This window comes from Pseudomonas sp. 22189 (assembly GCF_052045635.1).
Taxonomy (GTDB): Bacteria; Pseudomonadota; Gammaproteobacteria; order Pseudomonadales; family Pseudomonadaceae; genus Aquipseudomonas; species Aquipseudomonas parakoreensis.
Genome location: NZ_JBQEPG010000015.1, coordinates 93,305 through 118,375, shown reverse-complemented (window position 1 = coordinate 118,375; position 25,071 = coordinate 93,305). Strand labels below are relative to the sequence as shown.

The window sequence follows — 25,071 nt, the reverse complement described above, 5'->3', positions numbered from 1 at the left end:
CAATGTGTTGCTTTGTGTTATTTCAAGGCGCGAGGATTTGAATCCATTGAGTGAGAGGCAGCCATGTTCAACGGCATTTTGATCGACAAAGACGACAGCGGTTACCGCGCCAGCCTGCAGCAGATCGATGAAGCGCAGTTGCCCGAAGGCGACGTGACGGTGCAGGTGGCGTACAGCACGCTGAACTTCAAGGATGGTCTGGCGATTACCGGCAGCAGCCCGGTGGTACGCCAGTTTCCGATGGTGCCTGGGATCGACCTGGCGGGCACGGTCGAGGTCAGTTCGCATCCTGACTATAAGGTGGGTGATCAGGTGCTGCTCAATGGCTGGGGCGTGGGCGAAAGTCACTGGGGCGGCCTGGCACAAAAGGCGCGCCTCCGTGGCGATTGGCTGATTCCCTTGCCCGAGGCCTTCAGCGCCGCGCAAGCGATGGCCATCGGTACCGCCGGCTACACGGCGATGCTGTGCATTCTGGCGCTGGAGCGTAACGGCGTGACGCCGGATCAGGGTGAAGTGCTGGTGACCGGCGCCAATGGTGGGGTGGGCAGTTTCGCCATCGCCTTGCTCAGCAAACTCGGGTATCGCGTGGTGGCGTCCACCGGCCGGGTGTCCGAGCATGAGTACCTGAAACAACTGGGCGCCAGCGAGATCATCGACCGCGCATCCTTGTCGGAACCGGGCAAACCGCTGGCCAGGGAACGCTGGGCCGGCGTGGTCGACTCGGTCGGCAGCCACACCCTGGCCAACGCCTGTGCCAGCACCCGCGCCGAAGGCACGGTGGCGGCCTGCGGTCTGGCCCAGGGCATGGATTTTCCTGCGTCGGTGGCGCCGTTCATTCTGCGCGGCGTGACCCTGGCCGGCATCAACAGCGTGACCCAACCGAAGGCCCGGCGGATCGAGGCCTGGAAACGTCTGGCCAAGGATCTGGACTTCGCCCTGTTACCTTTGATCAGCCACGAAATCGCCCTGAGCGAAGCCATCGACGCGGCCCCCAAATTGCTCGCCGGACAGCTGCGCGGCAGGGTTGTGGTCGACGTCAATCGCTGACAGAGTAAGCGCCATTGCGGCCCTGCGTGGCCGCACTTCTATTACAGGGAGCGGCATTTTCGATGGATTTGAAACGACAGCAAATCGACGCCTTCACCGTGGCCGGCCTGCGTGTGCGCACGACCAACGCCGCAGAGCACCAGCCCCATAGCGCAAAGATCGGCCCGATGTGGGGCCGGTTTTTCAGTGAAGAACAGGCCGAGAGTATTCCCGGCAAGATCCCCGGCTCAGCAATTTATGGTGTGTATTCGGCCTATGAATCCGATGCCTCGGGTGCGTTCGATGTCACCGCGGGGGTCGCGGTCAATGCACGACCAAAAGGCTATGAGACCGTACAGATCGAAGCGGGCGAGTATCTGGTGTTCGAGGCGCAGGGCCCGTTGCCCGACGCGGTCATTGCGACCTGGGGACGGATCTGGACTTTCTTTGAGGAGAACCCTCAGATTCAGCGTCGTTATGCCACCGACTACGAGGCCTATATCAGCCCCGAGTCCGTGGCGGTCTGCATCGGGATTCGCTAAGGCTGGGTTTCGCGTTCCAGCAACTGGCGTTTGCGCTCCACACCCCAGCGATACCCCGAGAGATTGCCATCGCTGCGCACCACGCGATGGCAAGGGATTGCCACGGCCAGACGGTTGGCGCCGCAGGCTTGCGCCACCGCGCGCATGGAAGTCGGTGCGCCAATACGTTGTGCGATTTCGGCGTAACTGGCGGTGCGACCCACCGGGATTTCCCGCAGCGCTTGCCACACCCGTTCCTGAAACGCTGTGCCACGCACATCCAGTGGCAAGTCGAGGCCCAGTGCTGGCGCTTCGATAAAACCCACCACTTTGGCAATCAACTGTTCGAACCCGGCGTCGGCGCCAATCAGGTTGGCCTGACGGAACTGATCCTGCAGATCGCACACCAGTTGATGTGGATCGTCGCCCAACAGAATCGCGCACACGCCGCGCTCACTCTGCGCTACCAGAATTGCTCCGAGGGAACATTGGCCAACGGCAAAATGAATGTCGTTGTTGCGTCCAGCCGCGCGGTAGTCGCCGGGTTTCATGCCCAGCACCTTGTCGGCTGACTCATAAAAGCGGCTGTTGGAATTGAAACCAGCGTCGTACAGCGCATCGGTCACCGTGCCGCCATCCGCGAGCCGTTCACGCACCCGGCGCGAACGATGCGCCGCCGCGTAACCCTTTGGTGTCAGGCCGGTTGCGGCCTTGAACACCCGATGAAAATGGAAAGGGCTGAGGCCGGCGGTTTCGGCGAGTTCATTGAGTGCGGGCACTGTTTCACTCGACTCGATCTGCCGACAGGCCATCGCCACGGTCGCGGCGTGCTGGCTGGCGACTTCAGTCTGATCCTTGCTGGTGCGCTTGCTTGGGCGGTAACCCGCCGCCTCGGCAGCTTGAGCACTTTCGAAGAACTCGACGTTCTGCGGCTTGGGTAAACGTGAAAGGCTGCTGGGGCGGCAATAGATGCCGGTGGTTTTCACCGCATAGACAAACTGTCCGTCGGCCCGCGGGTCCCGTGCAACGACGGCGGCCCAGCGTGGATCGGTTTCAACGTTGATGAGGGGTGAAAGCTTTTTCATGGCGAGTAGTCCGTTGACCTGTTTGATTCAGGTTAACCAGCTGCAATGTGGGTAACACTCCGGGCCTTGCGGTCAAACTTTTCAGTTCACCCGGCGACACGCAAGGTCAGGTTGATCCGGCGTTCGCCCAACTGCGGATGCCGCCCGGGCTTGATCGGCAGCACACCGTGAAAACGCAGGCGATCGACCCCGCCCCAGACCACCATGTCGCCGTGCAGCAGAGGAATGCGCTGGCTCTTGTCGCTGCGGACAAAACCACCGAACAGGAACATTGCCGGCAACCCCAATGACAGCGAAACGATCGGCGCCGCGTAGGCATGTTCGTCTTTGTCCTGGTGCAAAGACATCTTGGCGCCGGGGACATATTGGTTGATCAGGCAGGAGTCGGCGTGAAATCCGGCAAATCCTGCGCGCTGCGCCGCTCTCTGTGCCAGTTCGAACAACACTTGGGGCATTGCCGGCCATGGTCTGCCGCTCAGCGGATCCACGGTGCTGTAGCGATAACCGCTGCGATCGGTGATCCAGCCCAGCGCTCCGCAGCTGCTGGTGCCCACCGACATGCTGAAACCGCCCGGGGTCATCATGTGACGCAATGGCGCTGCGGTGAGAACGCCGTCCAGCGCCGGCAACAGTTGATCGATCATCGGCAGGGCGAAACCGCGCAACACCCACGATTGTTCGCCGATTCGCTCGGCGCGGGGTTGTTGCTCGGGTTCGTGGTCGGCGAACAGGTCGAAGTGGCTCGGTTGCATGCTGCTCATATTGCGTCGTGGAAGATGATGCCCAGAGTATGCCGGTTTCCGCTGTGCAGGCGACTGACGCCATGACGCATGGTCACCCGATAATCGCCGCGTGTGCCGCTGACCGGGCGCTGGTTGACCGCGAATATAACGGCGTCACCCTTTTGCAGATCCACGACGTGTGGTCGCGACTGCAGGCGTGGACGCTGCTCGGTCAGGACGAACTCACCACCGGTAAAATCCTGTCCGGGCTCCGACAGAAGAATCGCCACTTGCAGTGGGAAAACCAGTTCTCCGTACAGATCCTGATGCAGGCAGTTGTAGTCCTGCGGGCCGTATTGCAACAGCAAGGGTGTGGGCCGCAGTTGGCCGGCATCGTGACAGCGCTGCACGAACCCGGCATGGGTCGCGGGAAAGCGCACGGGCAGATTCATGCGCTCGTACCAGCGGTTAGCCAGCGGCACCAGACGCGGGTAAAGCGCAGTGCGCAGACGTTCGACGGTTGTCGGCAGGGGATAGCTGAAGTACTTGTATTCCCCGCGACCGAAACCGTGGCGGGCCATGATGACCTGCGAACGAAACGGTTCGGTCTGCGAATACAGGGCGCTCAAGCGCTCGCAGGTTTGCGCCGACAGCAGCGAGCGGACGATGGCATAGCCATATTGATCCAGATGCTGTTCGAGGCACGCCCAATCGAGCGCATCCAGCCGAGACGGGGACATTGACATTCTGACTCCTGAACCCTTTGGTCGAGGCTGTCAGTCTGGGCAAATCCCGGCGGCAGAACACTCCGTCGCTTGCGGTCGAATCCGGGTTGATTGGTTACAGGGCTTTGCTGACGGCGATATCGCTGATCACATCCTCAGTCTGGCCGTGGATGGCATCCAGTGCAGCCTTGGCTTCTTCCACGGTGCCGTTTTGCAGTTGCGCGAACTCGAAGCGGCGTTCACCGTTGAGCTTGTATTTGATGACGTATTTGGTCGTTTGGGCCACGGTCATGCTTACCTTTGCGTTGGGGCGACTCAGCTCAGTTTGGAACTGGAGCGGCGGATGATCTTGATCGAGTGGGTCAGGGTCGGTTTGCGCGTGACGCTGATGGCGCGCCGGCTGACGGTGTCGATGGTGATGTTCCAGAAACCAGTGCTCGGCGCGGTGATGCGCGCAGGAAACGTGTCGAAAGCGCCGCCGTGGTAGGTGTGGCGGCCGCCGTTCTTGAACGCGCGGAAGTTGGCGTCGTTCATCAAACGGATGTTGCAGGTTTGCGAGCATTGGATGACGACAATGTCGTCTTCGTTGAGGTGCTCGCGCTGGTGAATGAATTTCATGGGCGCCTCCAGAAGGGCTTTTTCTACTAAATCAAAACGATAGCATGTGCGATTGGCGCAGTTTATCAGCCCGAACGGGTTATTATCCCGCCGTCGAGCGCTGCTTTGACAATTAAAAACGGTTATTCGCGATTCGCTGCGGGTTTAATGGAGTAAGCCTCGGAGAAAAATGGCATTACTGCTGTCCGAGGGTCTTTATGGGAGGTATTTGTATGAAGTGGGGTGTGGTGTGTCTGCCGTTGATGTTGGTCATGGGTGGTTGCGCGAGTGTTTCCGAAATCAATGAAACCTTGCCCACCATGAGCGTGATTTCCGGCAAGAAACCCCATGAGTATGCGCAGTGCCTGGCGGACAAGCTGGCTAACAGTCGCGGCGCACTGCAGATGCAGCCGCACAAGGATGGCGTGCGGGTGATTGTTCCCGGGAAATTTTCCACTGGCGCGGCAGCGGTGTTTGATATCGACGATCGTTCCGGCGGCAGCAGCATCAAGTTGCATGAGCGCATGTCCAATGTGCCGATTCGTCCTCGCGACGTGCAAAACGCCGCCAATGCCTGCATTTCCGGCTGATAGAATAACGGCCATCAGCACCAATGCCGCCACAGTCATGCTGTGGCGGCATTTTCATTTCTGGAGTCGCGCATGAAGCGAGAGCAAGTACGGGAACGGCATGCAGAGGGCCTTATCTCTGCCACGCATGTGATTCAGAATCCGGCGAACTCGGGTGAGTGGATCGTGTTTTTCAAGAAGAGCGCCGGTCGCAGCTATTTTCTGGTCGACGATAACGACGAAGTCGAATCCTTCGCCCGGCTCGATGACCTGATTGAGATCGTGCGCGGGCTCGGGATCAAATTCGCCGAGATCCACATGTAGGTCTATTTGCAGACCACCACCACGCTGCGATTCTTGTAGTTGCCGACATCGACTCCCAAGGTCTTGTCGCTGTCCTTGGGTGCAGGCGTGCCGTCGGTACCGACAATGCGATAACCGGTGCCCGCGCAGGAGGCATCGGCTTTTTCGTAGCAGGTGGCCCAGGAGTTGGCTTCCCCGGAGCAGTCGATACTCAAACCCTGTTCGCCGTTGTTCAGGTAGGTGGTTTGCGAGGTGGCACAGCCACCCAGGGCCAATACCGCGATCAGCGGCAGCAATCTGTTCATGTTCATAAGTGTGTCGTCTTCAGCGAGGGAGGGCTAAACGCTCTGACAGCGCCGGAGTGAAAAGGTTATAGCGATTGGCCACTTGTTTTCATCGGGTTTGCGAGCGGCCACAAAAAAGCCCTGCGCAAGGGCAGGGCTCGGCGCGTGTCGCAACCGGTCAGTCCTGATCTTTGCCACGGCGTTTGGACGACGCAGGGGTGTCAGTGAACACCGACGCCACATCAGTCGCCAGCTGCTCGCTGTCGAAAGGCCCGGCGATGTGTTCGCCATTGGTTGTGGTCAGGTTCCACTTGCCGTCTTTCTTGTCGATCACATACCCGTTGATGATTTTTACCGCGGCCATCTATCTGTCTCGTTCGCTGGTTCAAAGGCGCCATGATACCGACAAATCCTCACATTGGGGGATGATGAGCGTAGAGTGATGCGGCGCATCTGCGTGTTTGAGCTACTCTGTTTTCGCGGGTCGAAGTCGCCAACGGAACTATCGGCGAGAATATTTCTCTATGTTGGCATCGGTTAGCCAGTGCGGGGCATTGTAAGGTGCACGCCGCCTGATTAGACTGCGCCGAAACTCGTACACACAGCCCTTTCAAGGACTTATATGATCAAGAAATGCTTGTTCCCAGCAGCCGGTTACGGTACTCGCTTCCTGCCAGCGACTAAAGCCATGCCCAAAGAAATGCTGCCGGTGGTAAACAAGCCACTGATCCAGTACGGCGTTGAAGAAGCTCTGGACGCTGGCCTGACTGAAATCTCGATCGTGACTGGTCGTGGCAAGCGCGCTCTGGAAGACCACTTCGACATCAGCTACGAGCTGGAAAACCAGATCAAGGGCACCGACAAAGAGAAATACCTGGTCGGCATCCGCAAGCTGCTGGACGAGTGCTCGTTCTCCTACACCCGTCAGACCGAAATGAAAGGTCTGGGCCATGCGATCCTCACCGGTCGCCCGCTGATCGGTGACGAACCCTTCGCTGTGGTACTGGCGGACGACCTGTGCGTCAACCTCGAAGGCGACGGCGTACTGACCCAGATGGTCAAGCTGTACAAGCAGTTCCGCTGCTCGATCATCGCCATTCAGGAAGTTGACCCGCAGGAAACCAGCAAGTACGGCGTGATCGCCGGCGAGATGATCCGCGACGACATCTACCGCGTCCACAGCATGGTCGAGAAGCCAAAGCCGGAAGATGCGCCGTCGAACCTGGCGATCATCGGTCGTTACATCCTGACGCCGGACATCTTCGACCTGATCGAGCAGACCGAGCCAGGCAAGGGCGGTGAAATCCAGATCACCGACGCCCTGATGAAGCAAGCCCAGAATGGCTGCGTCATGGCCTACAAGTTCAAGGGCAAGCGTTTTGACTGCGGTGGCGCTGAAGGCTACATCGAAGCGACCAACTTCTGCTTCGAGAACTTCTACAAGACCGGCAAGGCTTACTGATCGCGCCGGATCTGCAACGCGAAGGGTGTGAAAGCACCCAAGCGAATGCACCCACAAACGCCCCGACTTGTTCGGGGCGTTTGCTTTTGTGCTGGAAAAAACCTTGGACCTGGCGGCGCGATTGGCTGACGCCCTGTGGGCGCGCTGGCTGCTTTTTCAAGGGGGAGGGGGCGTGCGAACATGCTGGCCGCTCCGATTTCCCGCAGGCGGCACAGCAGAGCCCCGTAAAAGCAGGCAACCTGACCGCCCAGAACGAAAAAAGCTCCGTATCTTGCGATACGGAGCTTTTTCTTTATGCGTTACTCCGATTGCGATCTCTCGTAACCGGCGCCTTCCAGGCGGTTACTGCTGCACGACATTCGCTGCGGTGGGCTCGACCTTTTTCGGCTTCATCAGGCTGAAGTCGATCAGGGCGCGCTGCTCGCGTTCATACGGGTTGCCAATCATCAGCGGACGCTGTTTGAAGCTGTCGCTGACCAGGCTCTTGCTGCGGTCCAGTTCATCGAAACTCAGACCGGCCATGTCCGCCCAGGTGTGGATCAGATGCGAGCTGCTGTACGGCCGGCTCAGGTCGGCGGCAAAGTTCCAGTCATGGTTCTCGCGCCATTTCGGCGATGCCCAGGCCATGAACGGAATGGTGTACATCGGCGCGGTCGGTTTGTTCTCGTTACGGCCGAGGGTGTTGTGGCCGACCGAGTCAAACACATCTTCACCGTGGTCGGAGAGATACAGCAGGAAACCATTCGGATCGGACTTGGCGTAGTCCTTGATCAGGCTCGATACCACGAAATCGTTGTACAGCACGGCGTTGTCGTAGCTGTTGTAGGTCGGCACCTGATCGTCACGCACACCGGCCGGCACGCCGGTACGGTCCTGGAACTTGTCGAAGGTCGGCGGATAGCGGTACTGATAGCTCATGTGCGTGCCGAGCAGATGCACGACGATCAACTTGCGCTGCGCCGGGTCGCTCAGCGCCTTGTTGAACGGCTCAATCACGTCACCGTCGTACTGCGCGGCGTTCTGGTTGCGGTTGTTGTTCAGGTACACCTGCTCGTCGGCCTGTTCGGAGAAGGTCGTGAGCATGGTGTTGCGCTTGGTCATGGTCTGCTGGTTGGTGATCCAGAAGGTCTTATAGCCGGCCTGCTTCATCATGCTGACCAGTGACGGCGTGGACAGGTACAAGTCCGGATTCTCTTCGTCGGCGAAGGTCAGCACCTGCTGCAACGCCTCAATGGTGTACGGGCGCGGGGTGATGACGTTGTCGAACACCGCGAGCTGATCCTTGAGCTTGTCCAGTTCCGGCGTGGTCTTGCGGCCATAGCCATACAGGCTCATGCGCTGGCGGTTGGTCGATTCGCCGATCACCAGTACCAGCGTCGACGGTTTATCCGCGTCGGCAGCCTTGAGGTTATGCAGCGGCGGAACCTTGCTTGCACTGTGCAGCATGTCCTGCATGCCGGCCAGAGTGTCGAGGTATCGGTGGTAAGCCACGGCCATTTGCCAAGGCACCGCTGGCTCGATGCGGTCTTCGAACTTCTCGAAGCCGCCGGCGAAACTGCCGGTACGCTGGGTCTGCTTGATCAGCGGGTAGCCGACTACGGCGAAGACGATCGCGATCGCAGCCACGAACGCACGGCCTCGGGGCATGTACACCGGGCGCAGGCGGGTCCACAGGAAATAGGCGAAAGCGGTATGCGCGAGGAACGCCGGGATCATCCACCAGGCAAAGTACTGGGTCATGTACTCGCCGGCTTCCGACACGTTCGACTCGAACATGATGAAAATGACGCTTTGCGAGAATTCCTGCTGATAGATGAAGAAGTAGCCCAGGCTGGCCATGGAGCAGGCCCACAGGACAATACCGATCAGCGCAGCCAGCAGTTTGGTGCGTTTGGGGAACGCCAGCATCGGGGCGAGCCACAGCGCACTCATCACGAAGGCCTGACGGAAACCGCTGAAACCGGAGGTCCCGGTCAGTTGGATCAACAGTTGGGTGATGCCCGAGAAGTACCAGAAAAAAGCAAAGAGCCAGAGAACCCCGGCCCAGTCGAAACCTGTCGCAGTCGTTTTGCTGCGTTTGAACAATGCCATTCAGCACTCCAGCTCATCGTCACTAACCACCGCCGGAACACTACATCAAACCGACGAACGGAAGCCGCGCGCAAACGCACGGCCAGAATGGGCGCGAGTATCACGAACGTAATGTGAAAACTTCGTTAGTTGCTGATTGTTGGCAGGAGCGGATCATGACGGGAACGACGGGCGCCGTTCCCGAAGCGGGCGGGGCAGGTCAGGCGTGCGGTTGACGCTGGACAACCGGCAGAGGTTTGGGCTGAGCGCCCTGGGTCAGCGAGCGCAGTTGCGCCAGCTCCTGCTTCAATTGGTCGCGCTCGTCCTTCAACTGGCGCAATTCATCGCGACGGATCGTGACATACAGGGTTTGTGGCGGCATTGCTGTGTGTACTGTGCCCATTGCTCACCTCGCAAATGGCGTGTCTCAACTGCAGATTGTCCCGGTGCCGGGCTACTGATCTGCTATCGGCGCCAATTTTGATTTCTTTTGCCCATGAATGGAACTTTTTTATTTTTCATGGTCGGTGTGTCTTCGGCATGATTCGGGGCGTTATCAGTCTGGATCGGGCACAATGCCCGGAAACTTCGGCCCGACGCTCTGGACTAACCTCCATTAGTCGCGTTGGGCTATAACCAATGACACACATTTATTTGTAGTAAGGAGCATCAGCACATGCAACTCGGGATTATTGGACTGGGCCGCATGGGCGGCAATATTGCGCGGCGTCTGATGCTCAACGGTCACACCACCGTTGTTTACGACCGCAATACCGCCTTTGTCGACACCCTGGCCGCCGAGGGCGCCACGGGCGTTGCCGATCTGCCTGCGCTGGTCGCCGGCCTGGCCAAGCCACGTGCCGTGTGGGTCATGCTGCCGGCGGGTGCGCCGACCGAAGACACCATCAACACCCTGAGCGATTTGCTGGAAGCCGGCGACACCATCATCGATGGCGGCAACACCAACTATAAGGATGACATTCGCCGGGCCAAGACCCTCGCCGAAAAAGGCCTGCACTACATCGACGTTGGCACCTCCGGCGGCGTCTGGGGCCTGGAGCGCGGTTACTGCATGATGATCGGCGGTGATGCAGAGACCGTGAACCGTCTGGATCCGCTGTTCGCCGCTCTGGCGCCGGGCATGGGCGAGATTCCGCGCACCAAGGACCGCAAGTCCGAGGATCACCGCGCCGAACACGGCTACATCCACGCCGGTCCCGCCGGTGCCGGGCACTTCGTGAAGATGATTCACAACGGCATCGAGTACGGCATGATGGCCGCGTTTGCCGAGGGCTTCGACATCCTCAAGACCAAATCCAGCGAACGCCTGCCGGAAGATCAGCGTTTCGACCTGAACGTGGCCGACATCGCTGAAGTCTGGCGTCGTGGCAGCGTCGTTTCCTCCTGGCTGCTCGACCTGACCGCCGACGCGCTGGCCAGCGATCCGAAGCTCGACGGGTTCTCCGGTTCGGTGGCGGACAGCGGCGAAGGTCAATGGACCATCGAAGCGGCCATGGAACAAGCGGTGCCGGTACCGGTGCTGTCCAACTCGCTGTTCTCGCGCTACCGCTCGCGCGGTCAGGGCACGTTTGGCGACAAGATTCTCTCGGCCCAGCGCTTCGGCTTCGGCGGCCACGTGGAGACACCGAAGAAATGACCCATACGATCCGCAGAAAATCCAAGGCAGAACCCGCACCACCGACCACGCTGTTTCTGTTCGGTGCCCACGGCGACCTGGTCAAGCGCTTGCTGATGCCGGCGCTGTACAACCTCAGTCGCGACGGCTTGCTTGACGAAAATCTGCGGATCGTCGGCGTTGATCACAACGCCATTACCGATGAGGCCTTCGCGCAAAAACTCGAAGACTTCATTCGTACCGAAGTGGCGGCGAAGGTCGGCAAGGGCGATCAGATGCTTGATCCGGCCTTGTGGGCCAAGCTCGCCAAAGGTATCAGCTACGTCCAGGGCGATTTCCTGGACGACAGCACCTATTCCGCGCTGGCGGCAAAAATCGCCGACAGCGGCACGGGCAACGCGGTGTTCTACCTGGCCACCGCGCCACGTTTTTTCAGTGAAGTGGTGCGCCGTCTCGGCGCCGCCAAACTGCTCGAAGAAACCCCCGAAGCGTTCAGAAGGGTGGTGATCGAGAAACCGTTTGGTTCCGATCTGCATACTGCCGAAGCCTTGAACGCCTGCCTGCTCAAGGTCATGTCCGAGAAACAGATCTATCGGATCGACCATTATCTGGGCAAGGAAACCGTGCAGAACATTCTGGTCAGCCGGTTCTCCAACAGCCTGTTCGAGGCCTTCTGGAACAACCATTACATCGACCACGTGCAAATCACCGCGGCAGAAACCGTCGGCGTCGAAACCCGTGGCAGTTTTTACGAGCACACCGGTGCGCTGCGCGACATGGTGCCCAATCATCTGTTCCAGTTGCTGGCGATGGTTGCCATGGAGCCGCCGGCCGCGTTTGGCGCCGACGCTGTGCGCGGTGAAAAGGCCAAAGTGGTCGGCGCGATCCGCCCGTGGAGCGTCGAAGAGGCGCGGGCCAATTCGGTACGGGGTCAGTACAGCGCCGGTGAAGTCGATGGCAAAGCGTTGAATGGCTATCGCCAGGAAGCCAACGTGTCGCCTGACAGCAACACCGAAACCTATGTCGCGCTGAAAGTCATGATCGATAACTGGCGCTGGGTTGGCGTGCCGTTCTACCTGCGCACCGGCAAGCGCATGAGCGTGCGCGACACCGAAATCGTCATCTGCTTCAAACCGGCGCCGTATGCGCAGTTCCGCGACACCGAAGTCGATGAACTGCAGCCGACGTATCTGCGTATCCAGATCCAGCCCAACGAAGGCATGTGGTTCGACCTGTTGGCAAAACGGCCGGGACCGGCGTTGAACATGGCCAACATCGAGCTGGGGTTCGCTTACAAGGATTTCTTCGAAATGCAGCCGTCCACCGGTTACGAAACGCTGATCTACGACTGCCTGACCGGCGACCAGACGCTGTTCCAGCGCGCCGACAATATCGAGAACGGCTGGCGCGCGGTGCAACCGTTCCTTGAGGCCTGGCAACAGGATGCGAGCGTGCAGACTTACGCCGCCGGGGAAGACGGTCCACAAGCCGCCAACGATCTGCTGACTCGCGATGGTCGCGTCTGGCATGGTCTGGGATGAGTGAGTCGATCCGTTTTTTATTGAGTGACATGGACGGCACGCTGTTGCTGCCCGATCACAGCCTGAGTCAGCGCACCATCGATGCGGTGCGTTCGCTGCGCGAGGCGGGCGTGTTGTTCAGCCTGGCCACCGGGCGCCCGCCCAAGGCCATGCTGCAGCAGATCGAAGCCTTGGGGGTCGATCTGCCAACCGCCGCTTTCAATGGCGGCACCATCGTCAATCCGGACGGCAGCGTGCTGGTGGCGCATTACCTGCCGGTGCCGACGGCGTTGATTGCTTTGGCGTTGTTCGCCGATCAGCCGGAAGTGGAAATCTGGGTGTTCAGCGGTGGCGACTGGCTGCTCAAGGATCCGCACGGGCCGATGGTGCCGCGCGAACAGCACGGCCTCGGTTATCCGCCGGTGGTGGTCGAGAGTTTCGAGCCGTTTCTGGAGCGCATCGACAAGATCGTCGCGACCAGCAACAACACGGATTTGCTGGTTGAACTTGAGGCGCGCCTGCTGCCCAAGGTCAACGGCATGGCTCAGGTGTCGCGTTCGCAGCCGGTTTATCTGGACGTGACGGCGCTGGAGGCCAACAAGGGCACCGCGCTGTCGACGATTGCTGCGCATCTGGGCATCCCGCTGGAGCAGACGGCGGCGATTGGCGATGGCGGTAACGACCCGGCGATGTTCCATTGCGCAGGATTGGCGATAGCCATGGGGCAGGCAGAGGAGGCGGTCAAGCGGCAGGCTGACGTGGTGACCGCGCCAAACACCGAAGATGGCGTAGCCCTGGCGATCGAGAAGTACATCCTCCCGTAACACTTGCAGGAGCTGCCGCTGGCTGCGATCTTTTGATCTTGTTTTTTTTATGCAGCAAGATCAACAGATCGCAGCCTGCGGCAGCTCCTGCATGAGGTTGTTGTCAGAGCCAGTAGCTGACGGCATACCAACCCAGCAGGCCCATCACCACGGTGTAGGGCAGCGCCATCCACACCATGCGCCCGTACGAGAGTCGCACCAGCGGGGCAATCGCCGAGGTCAGCAGGAACAGGAATGCAGCCTGACCGTTTGGCGTCGCCACGCTCGGCAGGTTGGTGCCGGTGTTGATCGCAATGGCCAGCGTCTCGAAATGCTCGCGGCTCATGTGCCCGGACAGGAAGGCCTGTTTCACTTCGGTGATGTAGATCGTGGCGACGAACACGTTATCGCTGATCGCCGAGAGCAGACCGTTGGCAATGAACAGCATGCCCGGCTGTTGATCCGCCGGCAGTGCCAGCACCCATCGGATCAACGGGGCAAACAGCTGTTGATCATGAATCACCGCGACCACGGCGAAGAACACCACCAGCAACGCGGTGAACGGCATGGCGTCCTTGAATGCGTTACCCAGGCGGTGTTCGTCGGTGATGCCGGTAAACGCGGTGATCAACACGATCACCATCAGGCCGATCAAGCCGACTTCGGCAACGTGAAACGCCAGGCAGCCAATCAGAATCAACGCAGCAGTGCCTTGTACCAGCAGCGCGGCACGCTGACGCGGAGTGCGTTCGGCGTCATCTTCGGCGGCGTAGTTAGCCAGTACAGTACGCACGTTGTCCGGCAACAGGGTGCCGTAGCCAAACCAGCGCAGTTTTTCCAGCAGTACGCAGGTTGCCAGCCCCGCCACCAGCACCGGCAACGAGACCGGTGCGACTTTCTGGAAGAACGCCGCGAAGTGCCACCCCATCTCATGGCCGATCAACAGGTTCTGCGATTCGCCCACCAAGGTGCAGACGCCGCCAAGTGCGGTGCCCACAGCGCCATGCATCAGCAGGCTGCGCAGAAACGCCCGAAACTGTTCCAGGTCGTCATGGTGCAGCACCGGCAAGTGTCGGTCGTCGCTGAATCCACTGTCCTGACGCGGATCGTTGCCCGAGGCCACACGGTGGTAAACCGAATAGAAGCCGACGGCGGCGCTGATGATCACCGCCGTCACGGTCAGGGCATCGAGAAACGCCGACAGAAACGCCGAAAGGAAGCAGAACATCAGCGCCAGAATCGCCTTGGAGCGTACGCCCAGCAGCAGCCGCGAGAACAGAAACAGCAGCAGATCCTTCATGAAGTAAATGCCTGCGACCATGAACATCAGCAGCAGGATCACCGGGAAGTTGTGCACCAACTCATCGTATAGCGCCTGCGGCGTGGTCATCTTCAGCAGCAGGGCTTCAATCAACAACAAGCCGCCGGGCATCAACGGATAGCACTTGAGGGCCATGGCCAGAGTGAAAATGAATTCGATCACCAGCAGCCAGCCAGCGGCGACCGGGCCGACGGTAAATAGCACCACGGCATTGAGGATCAGGAACCCGACGATGCACGCCTTGTACCAGCGGGGCGAATGCCCGAGGAAATTATGCGCGAAGGCCTGGGCCAGTGAACCGGACATCGGTTGCTCCTTGTATTAAGAAGCGCGCAAAGTGCCGCAAGTGACTGGCAAGTTCAAGTCTCGGGGGGTTATTGATTCAGATAGCGGGCAACCATGGCCCGGTAGTTGCCGTCCAGAGAATAGCCGCCGACCAGGATGTGTCCGTCGGCCTGCACCGCCAGTGAGTTGGCGATATCCAGGCTGCGTCCCAGTCGCGTGCGCAACCAGCCGTGGCCGTTACCGAACTCGCGGTCGAGTTGGCCGTCGGCCAGATAGCGCGCGACGATGAAATCGGCCTCGATACCGCCAATCGTCGCGCCCACCGCGATGATGCGGCCATCGGTCATGCACTGCGCCGCGCTCCACTGGCAGCCACTGGGGCCGATCTCCAGCAGATGCGGGTGGCCGGCATTGTTGCGCAACTCCGGGCGACCGTTGGGGTGCAGGCTCAGCGCCATGCAGCGGATCGGGTCGCGGCTGCTGCCAAAGCAGTGCAGGTGTTCCATCGAATGCAGCACCTGACTGACCATCGCGCTTTGTCCGTGGGCCTTGAAGGCGAGGAAACCGTCCACCGCGAAGCGCTCATCCAGACGTCCGTCAGGTAGATAACGTGCCACCAGACCTTCCTGAGGAAAGTCGATGGCGCCGGCAACGATGATGCGCCCATCCTCTTGCAGCAGCAGGCTGTTGAGCCAGGTGTTGAGCAGCAGGTGACGGATCATCACGAATCCACGGCCATTGAAGCCGGGATCGAGGGTGCCGTTTGGAGTCAGACGAATCAGCATGCCGGCATGGTCGGCCAATTCGAAGTGGTGATTGGCGATCAACAGAATGTGCCCGTCGTCCTGCACCGCGAAGTCGCATGCTTCGGCCCCCGGCACGCCGGGCGGAAGCCAGCTATCCCGAGAGCCGACGGACAGGTCACCCGGCAGGCGCACGACTTGTCGACCATTGTCGCCAAACGATGGGTCAGACAAGCCGTCAGCCGTGAATCGGGCGAAGGCGGGCAGGGTACGGTGAGCGTTTTCATAATGCAGACCGGCCAGCAGAATGCGTCCGTCTGGCAACACTTGCACCTTTGCGCCCATGGCTTCGAATCCGGGGGCGAATTCGCCGATCACACTGCCTTGAGCGCCGAAGCCGAGATCGGCAGAACCGTCGGGAAGCATTCGCGCCAGCCCAAAACGGCTGCCATCGGCAGTGCCAATCTTGGCAGCCACCAACACCCGGCCTTGTGGATCCAGAGCCAGGCCTTGAGTCATGCTCGACACGCTGCCGGCGAAATACACTTGAGCAATGCCGAAGTGGGCAAAATCTCTGTCGAGTTGCCCGGCGTTAGTCTTTGGCGGCGGGAGCGCAATGGCGTTCTCGGGGGACATGCATGCTTCTCCTTGCAAGTTGACCAGGCCCGATTCGGGTGGGTAACTGCATGAGCGAAACATTCAATCCCTGAATACGCCGAAGTACAACTGACATAACTAACAGGTGGAGGGTCGCACTGTGCCAGAACAGTGTCTTTTTGTACCAAATGAAAGCCTGCCAAGCAGTGTCGCCTGACGCTTTAAGGAAAGTTGTACAAAAGTACTGGAGATAAACAGCAACAGATCAATAAAAAGAGCGGGGCGGACGACTGGAAGTCGTCCGCATTACCTTCTGATCAGTGCGGCATCGACCACGATTGCAACAGGTAACCTTCTTCGCTGAGTTCGGCGCGTGCCTGCTGCAGCAGTTGTTCCAGTTGCGCCGGATCGGAGTAAGCGCTGCTTGGAATCTGCTTGCGGCCGATATGCGAATTGGTACGGTCGATGACGGTCAGGTTCAGTTCGCCGTTGCCGTCTTGTGGGGCCCAGGCCACGCACTGGAAAGGTTTAAATGCGTGGTTGGCAATCAAAAGAGCTTCGTTGATACGGAGCGGGGCGGTCATGGGGTCTTCTCTCTGTCGTGCCCAATCAAGTGATGTGCCGTCGGTTGGGCTTACCGTTCGGCTGGTTACTTGTACTGATGCACGCAACCCCGAAGCAGGTCACACACGAAACGGAGAAATTTCAACTTTATTGCTTATGCTCAAGATTTCGACAGTTTTTGAAAGCTTGGCGAAAGAGAGCAACTCGATAGCTAACTAATAACCCGGCTTCTTATAACTCATTAGCTTGTACACCTATAAGCAATCGATACAAGCCCCTGTCAATTTCTTGCTAATGTTACAGTCGGGTCTGCCAAATGACTGTTTTTACAATAATTTCCTTAAATTTGGCGCCAAGGAACAGTCATGATCGAAGCGCCAGCGTTACGACGTTTATTGGTAGTCGACCCCTGTGACGACTGCCACCGCCTGTTACCCGGATTGCGCGCGGTCGGCTGGGATGTCGACAGCTGTACCCTGGAAAATGCCGCCGATCGGCCATGCGACGTCGGCCTGCTCAGATTGCAACCTTTTCACCTCGAGCGCCCGGAAGCCGTCAAGGAACTGATCAGCCGCAGCGGCACCGAGTGGATCGCGGTGTTGAATCAGGAGGTCCTGCGGTTGCAAAACGTTGGCGACTTCGTCTGCGAATGGTTCTTCGATTTCCATACATTGCCGTTCGATGTCTCGCGGGTCCAGGTGACCCTTGGGCGCGCGTTTGGCATGGCGCGTTTGCGTGGACAAGGCACGATTCATGTCGATCAGCCGGAACACGAGTTGCTCGGCGACAGCAAGCCGATCCGCGAGCTGCGAAAACTGTTGAGCAAACTGGCGCCGACCGAGTCCCCGGTACTGATCCGCGGTGAAAGCGGTACCGGCAAAGAACTGGTCGCGCGCACGCTGCACCGCCAGTCCCAGCGCCACAGCAAGCCGTTTGTGGCGATCAACTGCGGGGCGATTCCCGAGCACTTGATTCAGTCCGAACTGTTTGGCCACGAAAAAGGTGCCTTTACCGGTGCCCATCAGCGCAAGGTCGGGCGCATTGAAGCGGCCAACGGTGGCACGCTGTTTCTTGATGAAATCGGTGATTTGCCGCTGGAGTTGCAGGCCAACCTCCTGCGTTTCCTGCAGGAGAAACACATTGAGCGTGTCGGTGGCAGCCAGCCGATTCCGGTGGATGTGCGCGTCCTCGCGGCCACCCACGTCGACCTGGAAGCCGCCATCGAGAAAAAACGCTTTCGCGAAGACCTGTATTACCGTCTCAATGTGCTGCAAGTGGTGACCGCGCCATTACGCGAGCGACACGGTGATCTGTCGATGCTGGCCAACCACTTTTCTCATTTCTACAGTCATGAAACCGGCCGCCGTCCACGCAGCTTCAGCGAGGATGCGTTGATCGCCATGGGCAAGCACGACTGGCCGGGTAACGTGCGCGAGCTGGCCAATCGCGTGCGACGGGGCCTGGTGCTGGCGGAGGGGCGGCAAATTGAAGCCCGGGACTTGGGGTTGATCAGTCAGCACTCAATCGCCACGCCGATGGGCACGCTTGAAGACTACAAGACCCGGGCCGAACGCCAGGCCTTGTGCGATGTATTGAACCGGCACAGCGACAACCTCAGCGTCGCAGCGAAAGTGCTTGGGGTCTCCCGGCCAACGTTTTATCGCCTGCTGCACAAGCATCAGATTCGCTAGAAACCAAAGATCAAAAGATCGCAGCCTGCGACAACTCCTACAGTTGTAATCCCTGTAGGAGCTGCCGCAGGCTGCGATCTTTTACGTTAGAAGTAGTACGGGAATTTCAGGCTGAAGGAGAAGTCCGGGGCATCCGGGGTCATGCCGATCGACAGGTTGGGTACGATGGTCAGGTTGTCCGTGGCGGCAATGGTCATGCCGACGTTGAAGTAACCCGCGTTGGCGTCACTGGACACCACCGATTGCCAATCCCCGCCATCGGGTTTGAGTTTACTGCGGCGTTGCACCAGATCAGACATCGAAAACGACATACTCATCTTTTCGTTGAGTGCAAACGCGATACCGGCGCCGATCTGGAAGCTGTCGCCAATGCTGACCTTGCCTGGCGTTTTCTGATTGACGGTGGCACTGATGTCGTCGAACGACTCCTCCAGGTTGTGGGTGTAGGACAGGCTGCCGAACAACACCGCCGGGTCGAACGTCTTGACCAGCGAAACCCCGGGGGTGATCGACCAGACGCCGTTACCGGTGGGCAAGGTATCAGGCACGAACAGGTTGGAGTTGGCATCGGTCTGGCGCAATTTGATCCCGAACGGATCCTTGCCGGTTGGCGCCTTGACGCGCAGGGTGACCACGGCGTCCGGGGTGTTGACCGACTCGTCGAGGAACTTGTAGGCGATACCGAAGTTGACGTCGCCGATGGTTGGATCACGCGAAACATCCTGTTCCGTCGTGACGTTCGATGCACCACCGTTGCCGCCGCCGGACTGGTAGGTCGACTCGCGGTAGACCACCGGTACGTTGACGTCGAACTGCCAGCGGTTGTCGAAGTTGTAGCGGCCGGTCAGGTCCAGCGTCCAGGTGTCGGCCTTGATCCGGTCTAGGTTGATGTTGCCCAGAAAGATCGAGTCCAGTGCGAGGAAGCCGTTGAGGATCAGCTGCCGGGTGTCGTAACGCGAGTAGGTCACACCGGTTTCAAAGCTGAATTTGCCACCACCGAAGAAGCCGCTGGCCTCGTCGTAGAGGTTTGACACACTCTGTGCCGGTTGCGAATCGTCGGCCAGCGACTGGCCGTAAGACGCGCCACTGCCCCCTGCTGCGCCCCCCGACGCTGCTGCCGCCCCAGTCCCGGGCGCGCCGGTGCTGGTAGCGACTTTTGGATTGCCTTTCATGTCAGACGGCGACTTGGCCAGCCGTTTGGGTTGCGGCGCTGCCGGTTGATCTTCAACCTGACGGACCCGTTGTTCGAGCACCGCCAGGGCCTTTTGTTGTACTTCGTATCGTTGCTTCAGCTCCAGAAGTTCCTGTTTCAGGGTCTCCACATCTGCGTCGGGTGCTGCTTGCAGCATCGCCGCAGGTAGAAGAGTACTCAGACATACAGCGGCACGCAGTGATACTGATCGATACATGAATAAGCCGTCCCTTTAAGCCCAATGATCGAGACTCAGCGTAGTTCAATATCCGATATTGCGTAGTGCCCTGAGTTGAGTCAGGTTGCAGTCCAGTGCGCCGGGGCTGATGCCGTTATTGTTAAGTACAACATTGAGTTGGGTCATGTTGTTGACCACGTTGGCGCTGCCCAGCAGGCGCGTGTTCTGCAGCAGGCCACCCTGGGCGATTTGTTGCAGGGCGGTGCCCTGATTTCCCGAGGCCTGGATCGCCATTTGCACGCCACTGCTGCTGGCCGAAACGGCGACGTTGCCAGCGGCATTGCTGGCACCGATGGTTTGCCCGGCGATCAGGGCCTGACCTTGTGCGGGGGCCAGTGGAGGAGGGGTGTTGGCCTCTTTTACGTTGATCGCCACATTGTTGTTGGCGGTGTTGCCGTCGCCGGCGGCGCGCACGCTTTGGGTCACGCCCTGGCTGCTGTTGAGTGCCGCACCACCAATGACATTGCCAGTACCCGGCGTCGGGGTGCTGCCGTTGCCCTGTTCCTTGATGGTCGAGACATAAAATTCCGGTTTGATCGTGGCGGCCTGGATTTGCATCGACGTCGCAGCGCCGATCAGATCACCGCTGGCGTTGCGCCAGGTACTGCTCATGACAATGCCGAAGCTGATGATCCGCCCCGGCATGACGTAACGACCCCGAAGCTGTGACAGCTCCTGATCCTGGATTTCGATAGGTTTGAACCCTGCATTGGCATAGCCTGACGCGCTCGCTGCCAGGCAGGCGGCGGCCAGCCAGTATGAGGTTTTCATCTGCTGCTCCCGGGACATCCAGCCCCATTCTTTATAATCGGCGATTAAAAGAAGTCGCTCTGTATGAACCCGAAGTCCATCAATTCAGCATCTTTGACAGGGTTGAAGTTATCCAGCTTGTTCTTGGCCGTCAGCGGAGTCGGTGGTGAGCGCAATGCATTGGTTTTGTCATAACCGGGGCCGACGATGGCGAAGACGATGCCGTTCCAACCTTTGACAAAGTCATCATGGGTGTAGCGTTTGTGGCCTAAGACGGGATCTCCGATGTAAACCCAATCCTTGTCCGAACGCTGCAGTACCACGAAATGCTTGTAGCCGCGAATTTCCAACAGTACCACCACCGGGATTGTGACTGCGTCGAGCTTCTCCGGTGGAATCTTGTAACCCCTGGCGCGCATGCCGATGCTTTCTACGTAGCGCTTCATGTCCAGCATGGAAAAACCCTGAGTGCGAACAAGGTCCTGGTCGGCGTTGACCAGCATGCCTTTGATGATGTGCTCCTCATCGACGTCGAGCCAATAGGCCTGGCGCAATACCGTGGCCAGTGCGGCGGCGCCGCAGCTGAAATCGGTTTTCTGTTCGACAATGTCGGCAAACTTGCGCTCACGGATACTTTGCACGTTTTTGTAGACGAGTACGCCGCCGGGCAGGGCAGCGACGGGCATCTGGGCAGCCTGGGTCAGGCCGGACAGGCAAAGCAGGGCGATAAAGGCAGTCTTACGCATGATCGATACGCCTTTGCGGACTGAGGAAAAGCCCCGTTTCCGGGGCTTTCGTTTCGATCGCGATTACATGCAGGCTTTGCAACCTGCAGCGATGGACAGCGAGTTGCTTTGTTGGTTGCCCACACCGGAGGCGTTGTTGAAGCCACCGTTGCCCGACCAGTTGTTGCCTACGTTGGTCATGCTGGCAGTGTTGGTGACAGGGTTTTTCCAGCCGTCTGGGGTCAGCACTTGTTGAGTGGTCACACCCGCCAGGCCGAAGGCACCGACAGCTTCGAAGGTAGCTTTTTGATCTTTGCTACCGCCATTGCCGCCATGGCCTCTGTCGTCATTGCCGTAACCGCCACCGCCGTGGCTGTCACCCTTGATGGTAGCTTCGCCCACGGCGCCGAATACGCCGACGGCGGCGACAGTGCCAGTGAGGGTATCTTTCTTGAAGGTCTGAGTGCCGTTGTTGCCGACTTGCAGACCGGTAGTGCTTTGGTTGGCAGCGGCAGCGGCTTGCGCTACACGGCCACCGGACACAGCGATTGCCAGGTTGTTTTTCTGTTGGTTGAAGTTGCCGGCAGCGTTGTTCACGCCGATGTTACCCGAGCCACTGTTGCCGACGTTGTTCATGCCGGCGTTGTTAGTGGTGGAGTAGTTGCCAACGGTGTTGTTGCTGTTGACTTGAGTGGCGCTGGAAGCGGACACCGCAGAGCCGAAGATGAAGCTTTCGTCGGCAGTTGCCAGTGCAGCGGCGTTGTCTTGCTGGTTGCCGTCACCGGCCACGTTGTTTGCGCCGACGTTACCGTTGGCGCCGTTGAGCGAGCCGCTGATGCCAGCGTTGTTTTGAGTGCCCTGGTTCAGGACGGTGTTGTCGGCGTTGTTCTGCACGTCAAGTACTGCAGCACCGGCACCTGCGCCGATTTGCAGCAGTTCTTCCAGGGTAGGGCCTTTTGGTGGAGGAGGGTTGTGACCGTGACCACCATTGTTACCATGATCATTACCGCCTGCTTGAGCCGCCATTGCCATTACTGCTGCAAGTGCGAAAACCAGTGGTTTGAGAGCCATTGTAGTTTTCATGGTGTTTCTCCATCGTGCTTATTAGTTGGTTAAGTGTTGGTACTTTCTAATTGCACTGCTTTTGTTGTTTGGGTCAGTCAGCGACCCGGATGCTCAGGGTGTTAGCCATACGGTTCCCCACCCCGGCACTCTGGTTCACCTGGATTACCCCTCGGCTGCCGGTGAAGGCCTGATCACTTGTCGTGACCTGGCGACTGCCGGGTGAGGTACCAGTTGCTCCTGAGCTCGGTAAAAGCGCCACGTTCTGTTGCGACAGGGCGCTGTCGTCAACGCTCTGCGGGGCAGCACTGATGCTGACGTGCGTCACGTTGGCCATCTGGTTGTTGGCTCCGGCCCCCTGGTTCACGCCCAGGATCCCGTTGCCATTACTGAAAGAGGTGCCGCCAATGGTGGCGCTGGCGTTCATCGACGGGTTGGCTGGGGTATCCAGCTTTTGCCTGACGATGGTTGTGGCGCTGGCGTTGGTGCCGATGGCGATCGCTTTGGTATTGGTCTGTTGCATCTGGTCGCCAGCGGCCTGGTTGACGTTGAAGTTGCCGCGGTACTGCACACCGGTGTCCTGAATGTCGGCGTTGTTGACTGACCCGGGCTCGGCGGCCATGGCGCTGGCACAGCCGAAGAGAGCAAGCAGCAGCAGGGAACGATTCATCTCATTGACCTCCAGCCATGCGGGTCAGCGGTGCCAGACCGGTACTCAATGAGCGATTGATCGTGTTGGAGATCGTGCCGCCACCGCCGCCACCATGACCGGCACTCATGCCTGGCAGGCCGTTGGGGCTCGTGAGCACATTCATGCCGGGCATGTCCGAGTTCGGCGTGATCATGTTGCTGCGGATCGAAGCGCCACTGGCGACACTGGCGAACTCACCGTCACTGAGTTCGGTGCTGGTCATCGCTTGATGGATTCGATCGGAAGGGTTGGCATTGACCGTGGTGGGATAGGGGTCTTTGCCACCGCTGCGTCCGATTGGAATGGGCTGGACATCGCGGTTGAGAACGATCACGCCATTGCCTTCGGCCTGAACGTTGAAACTGATGAAAGTGCTGGCGGCTGATCCAATCAGCAGAAGGCAGGTCAGGCCTTTATTGAAATTCCCCACGGCGGCAATTCCTTCTTCAGTGGGCTGGCTCTTGTCAGCGTTGGGAAGGAGAGAGCGAAAGCTGTGCCGCTTTTGAGTTGTTGTTGATTTTCAACGGGTTGGCGATGGGCCGCGCAGGGTTGATACAAAAGCTGTTTCAACGCTGAAACAGTCGTGCAGACGCCCACGGGTTGCATGGCGGCGCAAAGCTCTGGGACAAGGGTTTGCCGGGGACTGTTTCACTGGCGAAACAGATGTCCTGACAAAATGATGAAGGCCATTGAACTGGCCGCTTTGCGCGCAGGGAGGTGTTTCAGGAATGGACACTTTCGTCCTGAATGGAGCTATTCGATGGATCCATCAGCCAATAACCGGGCGACGGCTTCAAAGGCCTGAACGCGGCGTTGATCCCAATCGCCCTGAATGATCTGCAACGGCTGCTTGTGCTGTTCCAGCCAGTCGCGGGTGGCCTGAAAGAACGCCAGGCGTTCGCTCAGTTGGGGCTGGCAACGTTGGCCGTCGTCGGTCCAGTCGATCTGCTCTGGCGACAACAGCAGGTGCAAGTCGTAATGCCGCGCCAGCAGCTGGGGCTCCAGCCATGCCGGGCAGTCACCAAACAGGGTACGGCTCCACAGGATGTTGCTCAGCAAATGGGTGTCGAGAATCAGCAACTGCGGTTGCTGCGTCCGCGCCTGATCTTCCCACTGCAACTGCCCGCGAGCGATAGCGGGGATGTCGTCCAGGCAGGTATCACGAGGGTTTTGCTCGATGAACCAGCGCACGTATTCGTCCACCCGCAGGCCGCCGAAGCGCTCCTGAAGGCCAGCGGCCAGCCAGCTCTTGCCGGTGGACTCCGGGCCGGTGAGGACAACCACCTTCATCGCTGCAACGCCGGATCGGCGCGCCATTCTCGCCAGCCTTGCACCGCAATCAGGGTGAACAGGGCATACAGCGCGGCGGTGAGGTACAGGCCCTTGTAAAGAAACAGGCCGACGAAAATCACATCCAGCACGAACCACAGCGCCCAGCATTGCAGGCGTTTCTGCGCCATCCACAATTGCGCGACGAGGCTGAACGCGGTCAGTGCGGCATCAAGCCACGGTTGTGCGGCGTCGGTCCAGTGCGCCATGGCCGCGCCCAGCAGCAGGCTGCCCAGTGCGCCGACACTCAGGCCGAACAGGATCGAGCGCCGATCCAGACGCGTGACGTCGCGTCCGTCATGCATTGTCCCGGCGCGGGTCCATTGCCACCAGCCGTAGACTTGCAGCGCGGCGTAGATCACTTGCAGCAACATGTCCGAGTACAGCTTCACCTCATAGAAAATCCAGCTGTACAGCAACACCATGACCAGGCCGATCGGCCAGCACCATGGATTCTGTTTGACCGTCAGCCACACGGCAATCACACCGAGGGCGGCGGCAAACAGTTCAAGCCCGGACATGGGGGTTCCTTGAGGGAGTTGAGGAGGGAGCGGATTGTA

At 59.3% G+C, this 25,071-nt stretch carries 29 protein-coding genes; 9 read left to right on the top strand and 20 right to left on the bottom strand.

Annotated elements, in window-relative coordinates; all coding sequences use genetic code 11:
- The first annotated feature begins 63 nt into the window (after positions 1-63).
- Positions 64-1,047 carry an acrylyl-CoA reductase (NADPH) gene (gene acuI / locus ACTJKS_RS17760; protein WP_108182815.1) on the top strand — a complete coding sequence of 328 codons (984 nt, stop codon included), beginning with the start codon at positions 64-66 and terminating at the stop codon, positions 1,045-1,047.
- A gap of 62 nt (positions 1,048-1,109) precedes the next feature.
- Positions 1,110-1,568 (top strand): GyrI-like domain-containing protein, encoded by a 459-nt coding sequence (locus tag ACTJKS_RS17755; protein WP_108182814.1) that lies wholly within the window; start codon positions 1,110-1,112, stop codon positions 1,566-1,568.
- On the opposite strand, the gene ada is transcribed toward ACTJKS_RS17755, so the two are convergent.
- The 5 genes from ada to ACTJKS_RS17730 all read right to left on the bottom strand — a co-directional run bounded on the left by ada (position 1,565) and on the right by ACTJKS_RS17730 (position 4,697).
- Positions 1,565-2,632, bottom strand: coding sequence for a bifunctional DNA-binding transcriptional regulator/O6-methylguanine-DNA methyltransferase Ada (ada, locus tag ACTJKS_RS17750; RefSeq protein ID WP_108182813.1), 1,068 nt, complete (start codon positions 2,630-2,632; stop codon positions 1,565-1,567). The genes ACTJKS_RS17755 and ada overlap by 4 nt on opposite strands.
- Positions 2,633-2,718: 86 nt before the next feature.
- Positions 2,719-3,384: a DNA oxidative demethylase AlkB gene (gene alkB, locus ACTJKS_RS17745; RefSeq protein WP_108184402.1), complete on the bottom strand. Its 666-nt coding sequence runs from the start codon at positions 3,382-3,384 to the stop codon at positions 2,719-2,721.
- A gap of 5 nt (positions 3,385-3,389) precedes the next feature.
- The gene (locus ACTJKS_RS17740) at positions 3,390-4,100 is read right to left on the bottom strand and encodes a 2OG-Fe(II) oxygenase (protein WP_108182812.1); all 711 of its coding nucleotides are present in this window, start codon (positions 4,098-4,100) and stop codon (positions 3,390-3,392) included.
- 94 nt (positions 4,101-4,194) lie between these two features.
- Entirely contained in the window at positions 4,195-4,371 is a 177-nt protein-coding gene (locus ACTJKS_RS17735; RefSeq protein ID WP_162531605.1) for a hypothetical protein, read from the bottom strand.
- Positions 4,372-4,394: 23 nt separating this feature from the next.
- Complete coding sequence (locus tag ACTJKS_RS17730; protein ID WP_041064472.1) at positions 4,395-4,697, bottom strand: DUF1883 domain-containing protein; 303 nt, start codon at positions 4,695-4,697, stop codon at positions 4,395-4,397.
- A gap of 212 nt (positions 4,698-4,909) precedes the next feature.
- Here ACTJKS_RS17730 and ACTJKS_RS17725 point away from each other — a divergent pair, with 212 nt between their 5' ends.
- Entirely contained in the window at positions 4,910-5,266 is a 357-nt protein-coding gene (locus ACTJKS_RS17725) for a hypothetical protein (RefSeq protein ID WP_003225393.1), read from the top strand.
- 72 nt (positions 5,267-5,338) lie between these two features.
- On the top strand, positions 5,339-5,569 hold the full coding sequence (locus tag ACTJKS_RS17720) for a hypothetical protein (protein WP_027612691.1): 231 nt from the start codon (positions 5,339-5,341) through the stop codon (positions 5,567-5,569).
- Between the two features lie 2 nt (positions 5,570-5,571).
- On the opposite strand, the gene ACTJKS_RS17715 is transcribed toward ACTJKS_RS17720, so the two are convergent.
- Positions 5,572-5,859: a hypothetical protein gene (locus ACTJKS_RS17715; protein ID WP_084234123.1), complete on the bottom strand. Its 288-nt coding sequence runs from the start codon at positions 5,857-5,859 to the stop codon at positions 5,572-5,574.
- 151 nt (positions 5,860-6,010) lie between these two features.
- Complete coding sequence (locus ACTJKS_RS17710; protein ID WP_007964653.1) at positions 6,011-6,196, bottom strand: hypothetical protein; 186 nt, start codon at positions 6,194-6,196, stop codon at positions 6,011-6,013.
- A 258-nt stretch (positions 6,197-6,454) separates the two neighbouring features.
- Between ACTJKS_RS17710 and galU the strand changes: the two genes are divergently transcribed.
- Positions 6,455-7,294 carry a UTP--glucose-1-phosphate uridylyltransferase GalU gene (gene galU, locus ACTJKS_RS17705; RefSeq protein ID WP_007912230.1) on the top strand — a complete coding sequence of 280 codons (840 nt, stop codon included), beginning with the start codon at positions 6,455-6,457 and terminating at the stop codon, positions 7,292-7,294.
- A gap of 342 nt (positions 7,295-7,636) precedes the next feature.
- On the opposite strand, the gene ACTJKS_RS17700 is transcribed toward galU, so the two are convergent.
- The gene (locus tag ACTJKS_RS17700; protein ID WP_086791409.1) at positions 7,637-9,385 is read right to left on the bottom strand and encodes a phosphoethanolamine transferase CptA; all 1,749 of its coding nucleotides are present in this window, start codon (positions 9,383-9,385) and stop codon (positions 7,637-7,639) included.
- A 199-nt stretch (positions 9,386-9,584) separates the two neighbouring features.
- Positions 9,585-9,767 (bottom strand): DUF6026 family protein, encoded by a 183-nt coding sequence (locus ACTJKS_RS17695; RefSeq protein WP_041064455.1) that lies wholly within the window; start codon positions 9,765-9,767, stop codon positions 9,585-9,587.
- A gap of 249 nt (positions 9,768-10,016) precedes the next feature.
- Here ACTJKS_RS17695 and gnd point away from each other — a divergent pair, with 249 nt between their 5' ends.
- Genes gnd through ACTJKS_RS17680 form a run of 3 tightly spaced genes read left to right on the top strand, consistent with a single transcriptional unit; the run spans position 10,017 to position 13,344 of the window.
- Positions 10,017-11,021, top strand: a complete 1,005-nt coding sequence (gene gnd / locus ACTJKS_RS17690; RefSeq protein ID WP_305809626.1) for a phosphogluconate dehydrogenase (NAD(+)-dependent, decarboxylating) — start codon at positions 10,017-10,019, stop codon at positions 11,019-11,021.
- Positions 11,018-12,541: a glucose-6-phosphate dehydrogenase gene (gene zwf / locus ACTJKS_RS17685; RefSeq protein WP_262947908.1), complete on the top strand. Its 1,524-nt coding sequence runs from the start codon at positions 11,018-11,020 to the stop codon at positions 12,539-12,541. Before gnd ends, zwf begins: the two co-directional genes overlap by 4 nt.
- Positions 12,538-13,344 carry an HAD family hydrolase gene (locus ACTJKS_RS17680; protein ID WP_108182811.1) on the top strand — a complete coding sequence of 269 codons (807 nt, stop codon included), beginning with the start codon at positions 12,538-12,540 and terminating at the stop codon, positions 13,342-13,344. Before zwf ends, ACTJKS_RS17680 begins: the two co-directional genes overlap by 4 nt.
- Positions 13,345-13,447: 103 nt before the next feature.
- Here ACTJKS_RS17680 and nhaB read toward each other — a convergent pair whose 3' ends face one another.
- The 3 genes from nhaB to ACTJKS_RS17665 all read right to left on the bottom strand — a co-directional run bounded on the left by nhaB (position 13,448) and on the right by ACTJKS_RS17665 (position 16,853).
- On the bottom strand, positions 13,448-14,950 hold the full coding sequence (gene nhaB / locus ACTJKS_RS17675) for a sodium/proton antiporter NhaB (RefSeq protein ID WP_440828906.1): 1,503 nt from the start codon (positions 14,948-14,950) through the stop codon (positions 13,448-13,450).
- Positions 14,951-15,018: 68 nt separating this feature from the next.
- A complete protein-coding gene (locus ACTJKS_RS17670; protein WP_108182809.1) occupies positions 15,019-16,308 on the bottom strand; it encodes a hypothetical protein in 1,290 nt (429 codons plus the stop codon).
- A 278-nt stretch (positions 16,309-16,586) separates the two neighbouring features.
- Entirely contained in the window at positions 16,587-16,853 is a 267-nt protein-coding gene (locus ACTJKS_RS17665) for a hypothetical protein (RefSeq protein ID WP_041064446.1), read from the bottom strand.
- A 345-nt stretch (positions 16,854-17,198) separates the two neighbouring features.
- On the opposite strand from ACTJKS_RS17665, the gene ACTJKS_RS17660 reads away from it, so the two are divergent.
- A complete protein-coding gene (locus tag ACTJKS_RS17660) occupies positions 17,199-18,524 on the top strand; it encodes a sigma-54 dependent transcriptional regulator (protein ID WP_041064445.1) in 1,326 nt (441 codons plus the stop codon).
- A gap of 86 nt (positions 18,525-18,610) precedes the next feature.
- On the opposite strand, the gene ACTJKS_RS17655 is transcribed toward ACTJKS_RS17660, so the two are convergent.
- From ACTJKS_RS17655 to pnuC, 8 genes are all read right to left on the bottom strand, one after another.
- Positions 18,611-19,933 carry a hypothetical protein gene (locus ACTJKS_RS17655; RefSeq protein ID WP_108182808.1) on the bottom strand — a complete coding sequence of 441 codons (1,323 nt, stop codon included), beginning with the start codon at positions 19,931-19,933 and terminating at the stop codon, positions 18,611-18,613.
- 45 nt (positions 19,934-19,978) lie between these two features.
- A complete protein-coding gene (locus ACTJKS_RS17650; protein WP_041064441.1) occupies positions 19,979-20,725 on the bottom strand; it encodes a hypothetical protein in 747 nt (248 codons plus the stop codon).
- Positions 20,726-20,769: 44 nt separating this feature from the next.
- Entirely contained in the window at positions 20,770-21,450 is a 681-nt protein-coding gene (locus tag ACTJKS_RS17645; protein WP_041064439.1) for a C39 family peptidase, read from the bottom strand.
- Positions 21,451-21,513: 63 nt separating this feature from the next.
- A complete protein-coding gene (locus ACTJKS_RS17640; protein ID WP_108182807.1) occupies positions 21,514-22,512 on the bottom strand; it encodes a heme utilization protein in 999 nt (332 codons plus the stop codon).
- A 73-nt stretch (positions 22,513-22,585) separates the two neighbouring features.
- The gene (locus ACTJKS_RS17635) at positions 22,586-23,161 is read right to left on the bottom strand and encodes an adhesin (protein WP_262947906.1); all 576 of its coding nucleotides are present in this window, start codon (positions 23,159-23,161) and stop codon (positions 22,586-22,588) included.
- Between the two features lies 1 nt (position 23,162).
- Positions 23,163-23,612 carry a hypothetical protein gene (locus ACTJKS_RS17630; protein WP_262947905.1) on the bottom strand — a complete coding sequence of 150 codons (450 nt, stop codon included), beginning with the start codon at positions 23,610-23,612 and terminating at the stop codon, positions 23,163-23,165.
- 323 nt (positions 23,613-23,935) lie between these two features.
- The gene (locus ACTJKS_RS17625) at positions 23,936-24,472 is read right to left on the bottom strand and encodes an AAA family ATPase (RefSeq protein WP_198759476.1); all 537 of its coding nucleotides are present in this window, start codon (positions 24,470-24,472) and stop codon (positions 23,936-23,938) included.
- Entirely contained in the window at positions 24,469-25,032 is a 564-nt protein-coding gene (gene pnuC / locus ACTJKS_RS17620) for a nicotinamide riboside transporter PnuC (protein WP_262947904.1), read from the bottom strand. The genes ACTJKS_RS17625 and pnuC overlap by 4 nt, the downstream gene beginning before the upstream one ends.
- Positions 25,033-25,071 lie beyond the last annotated feature (39 nt).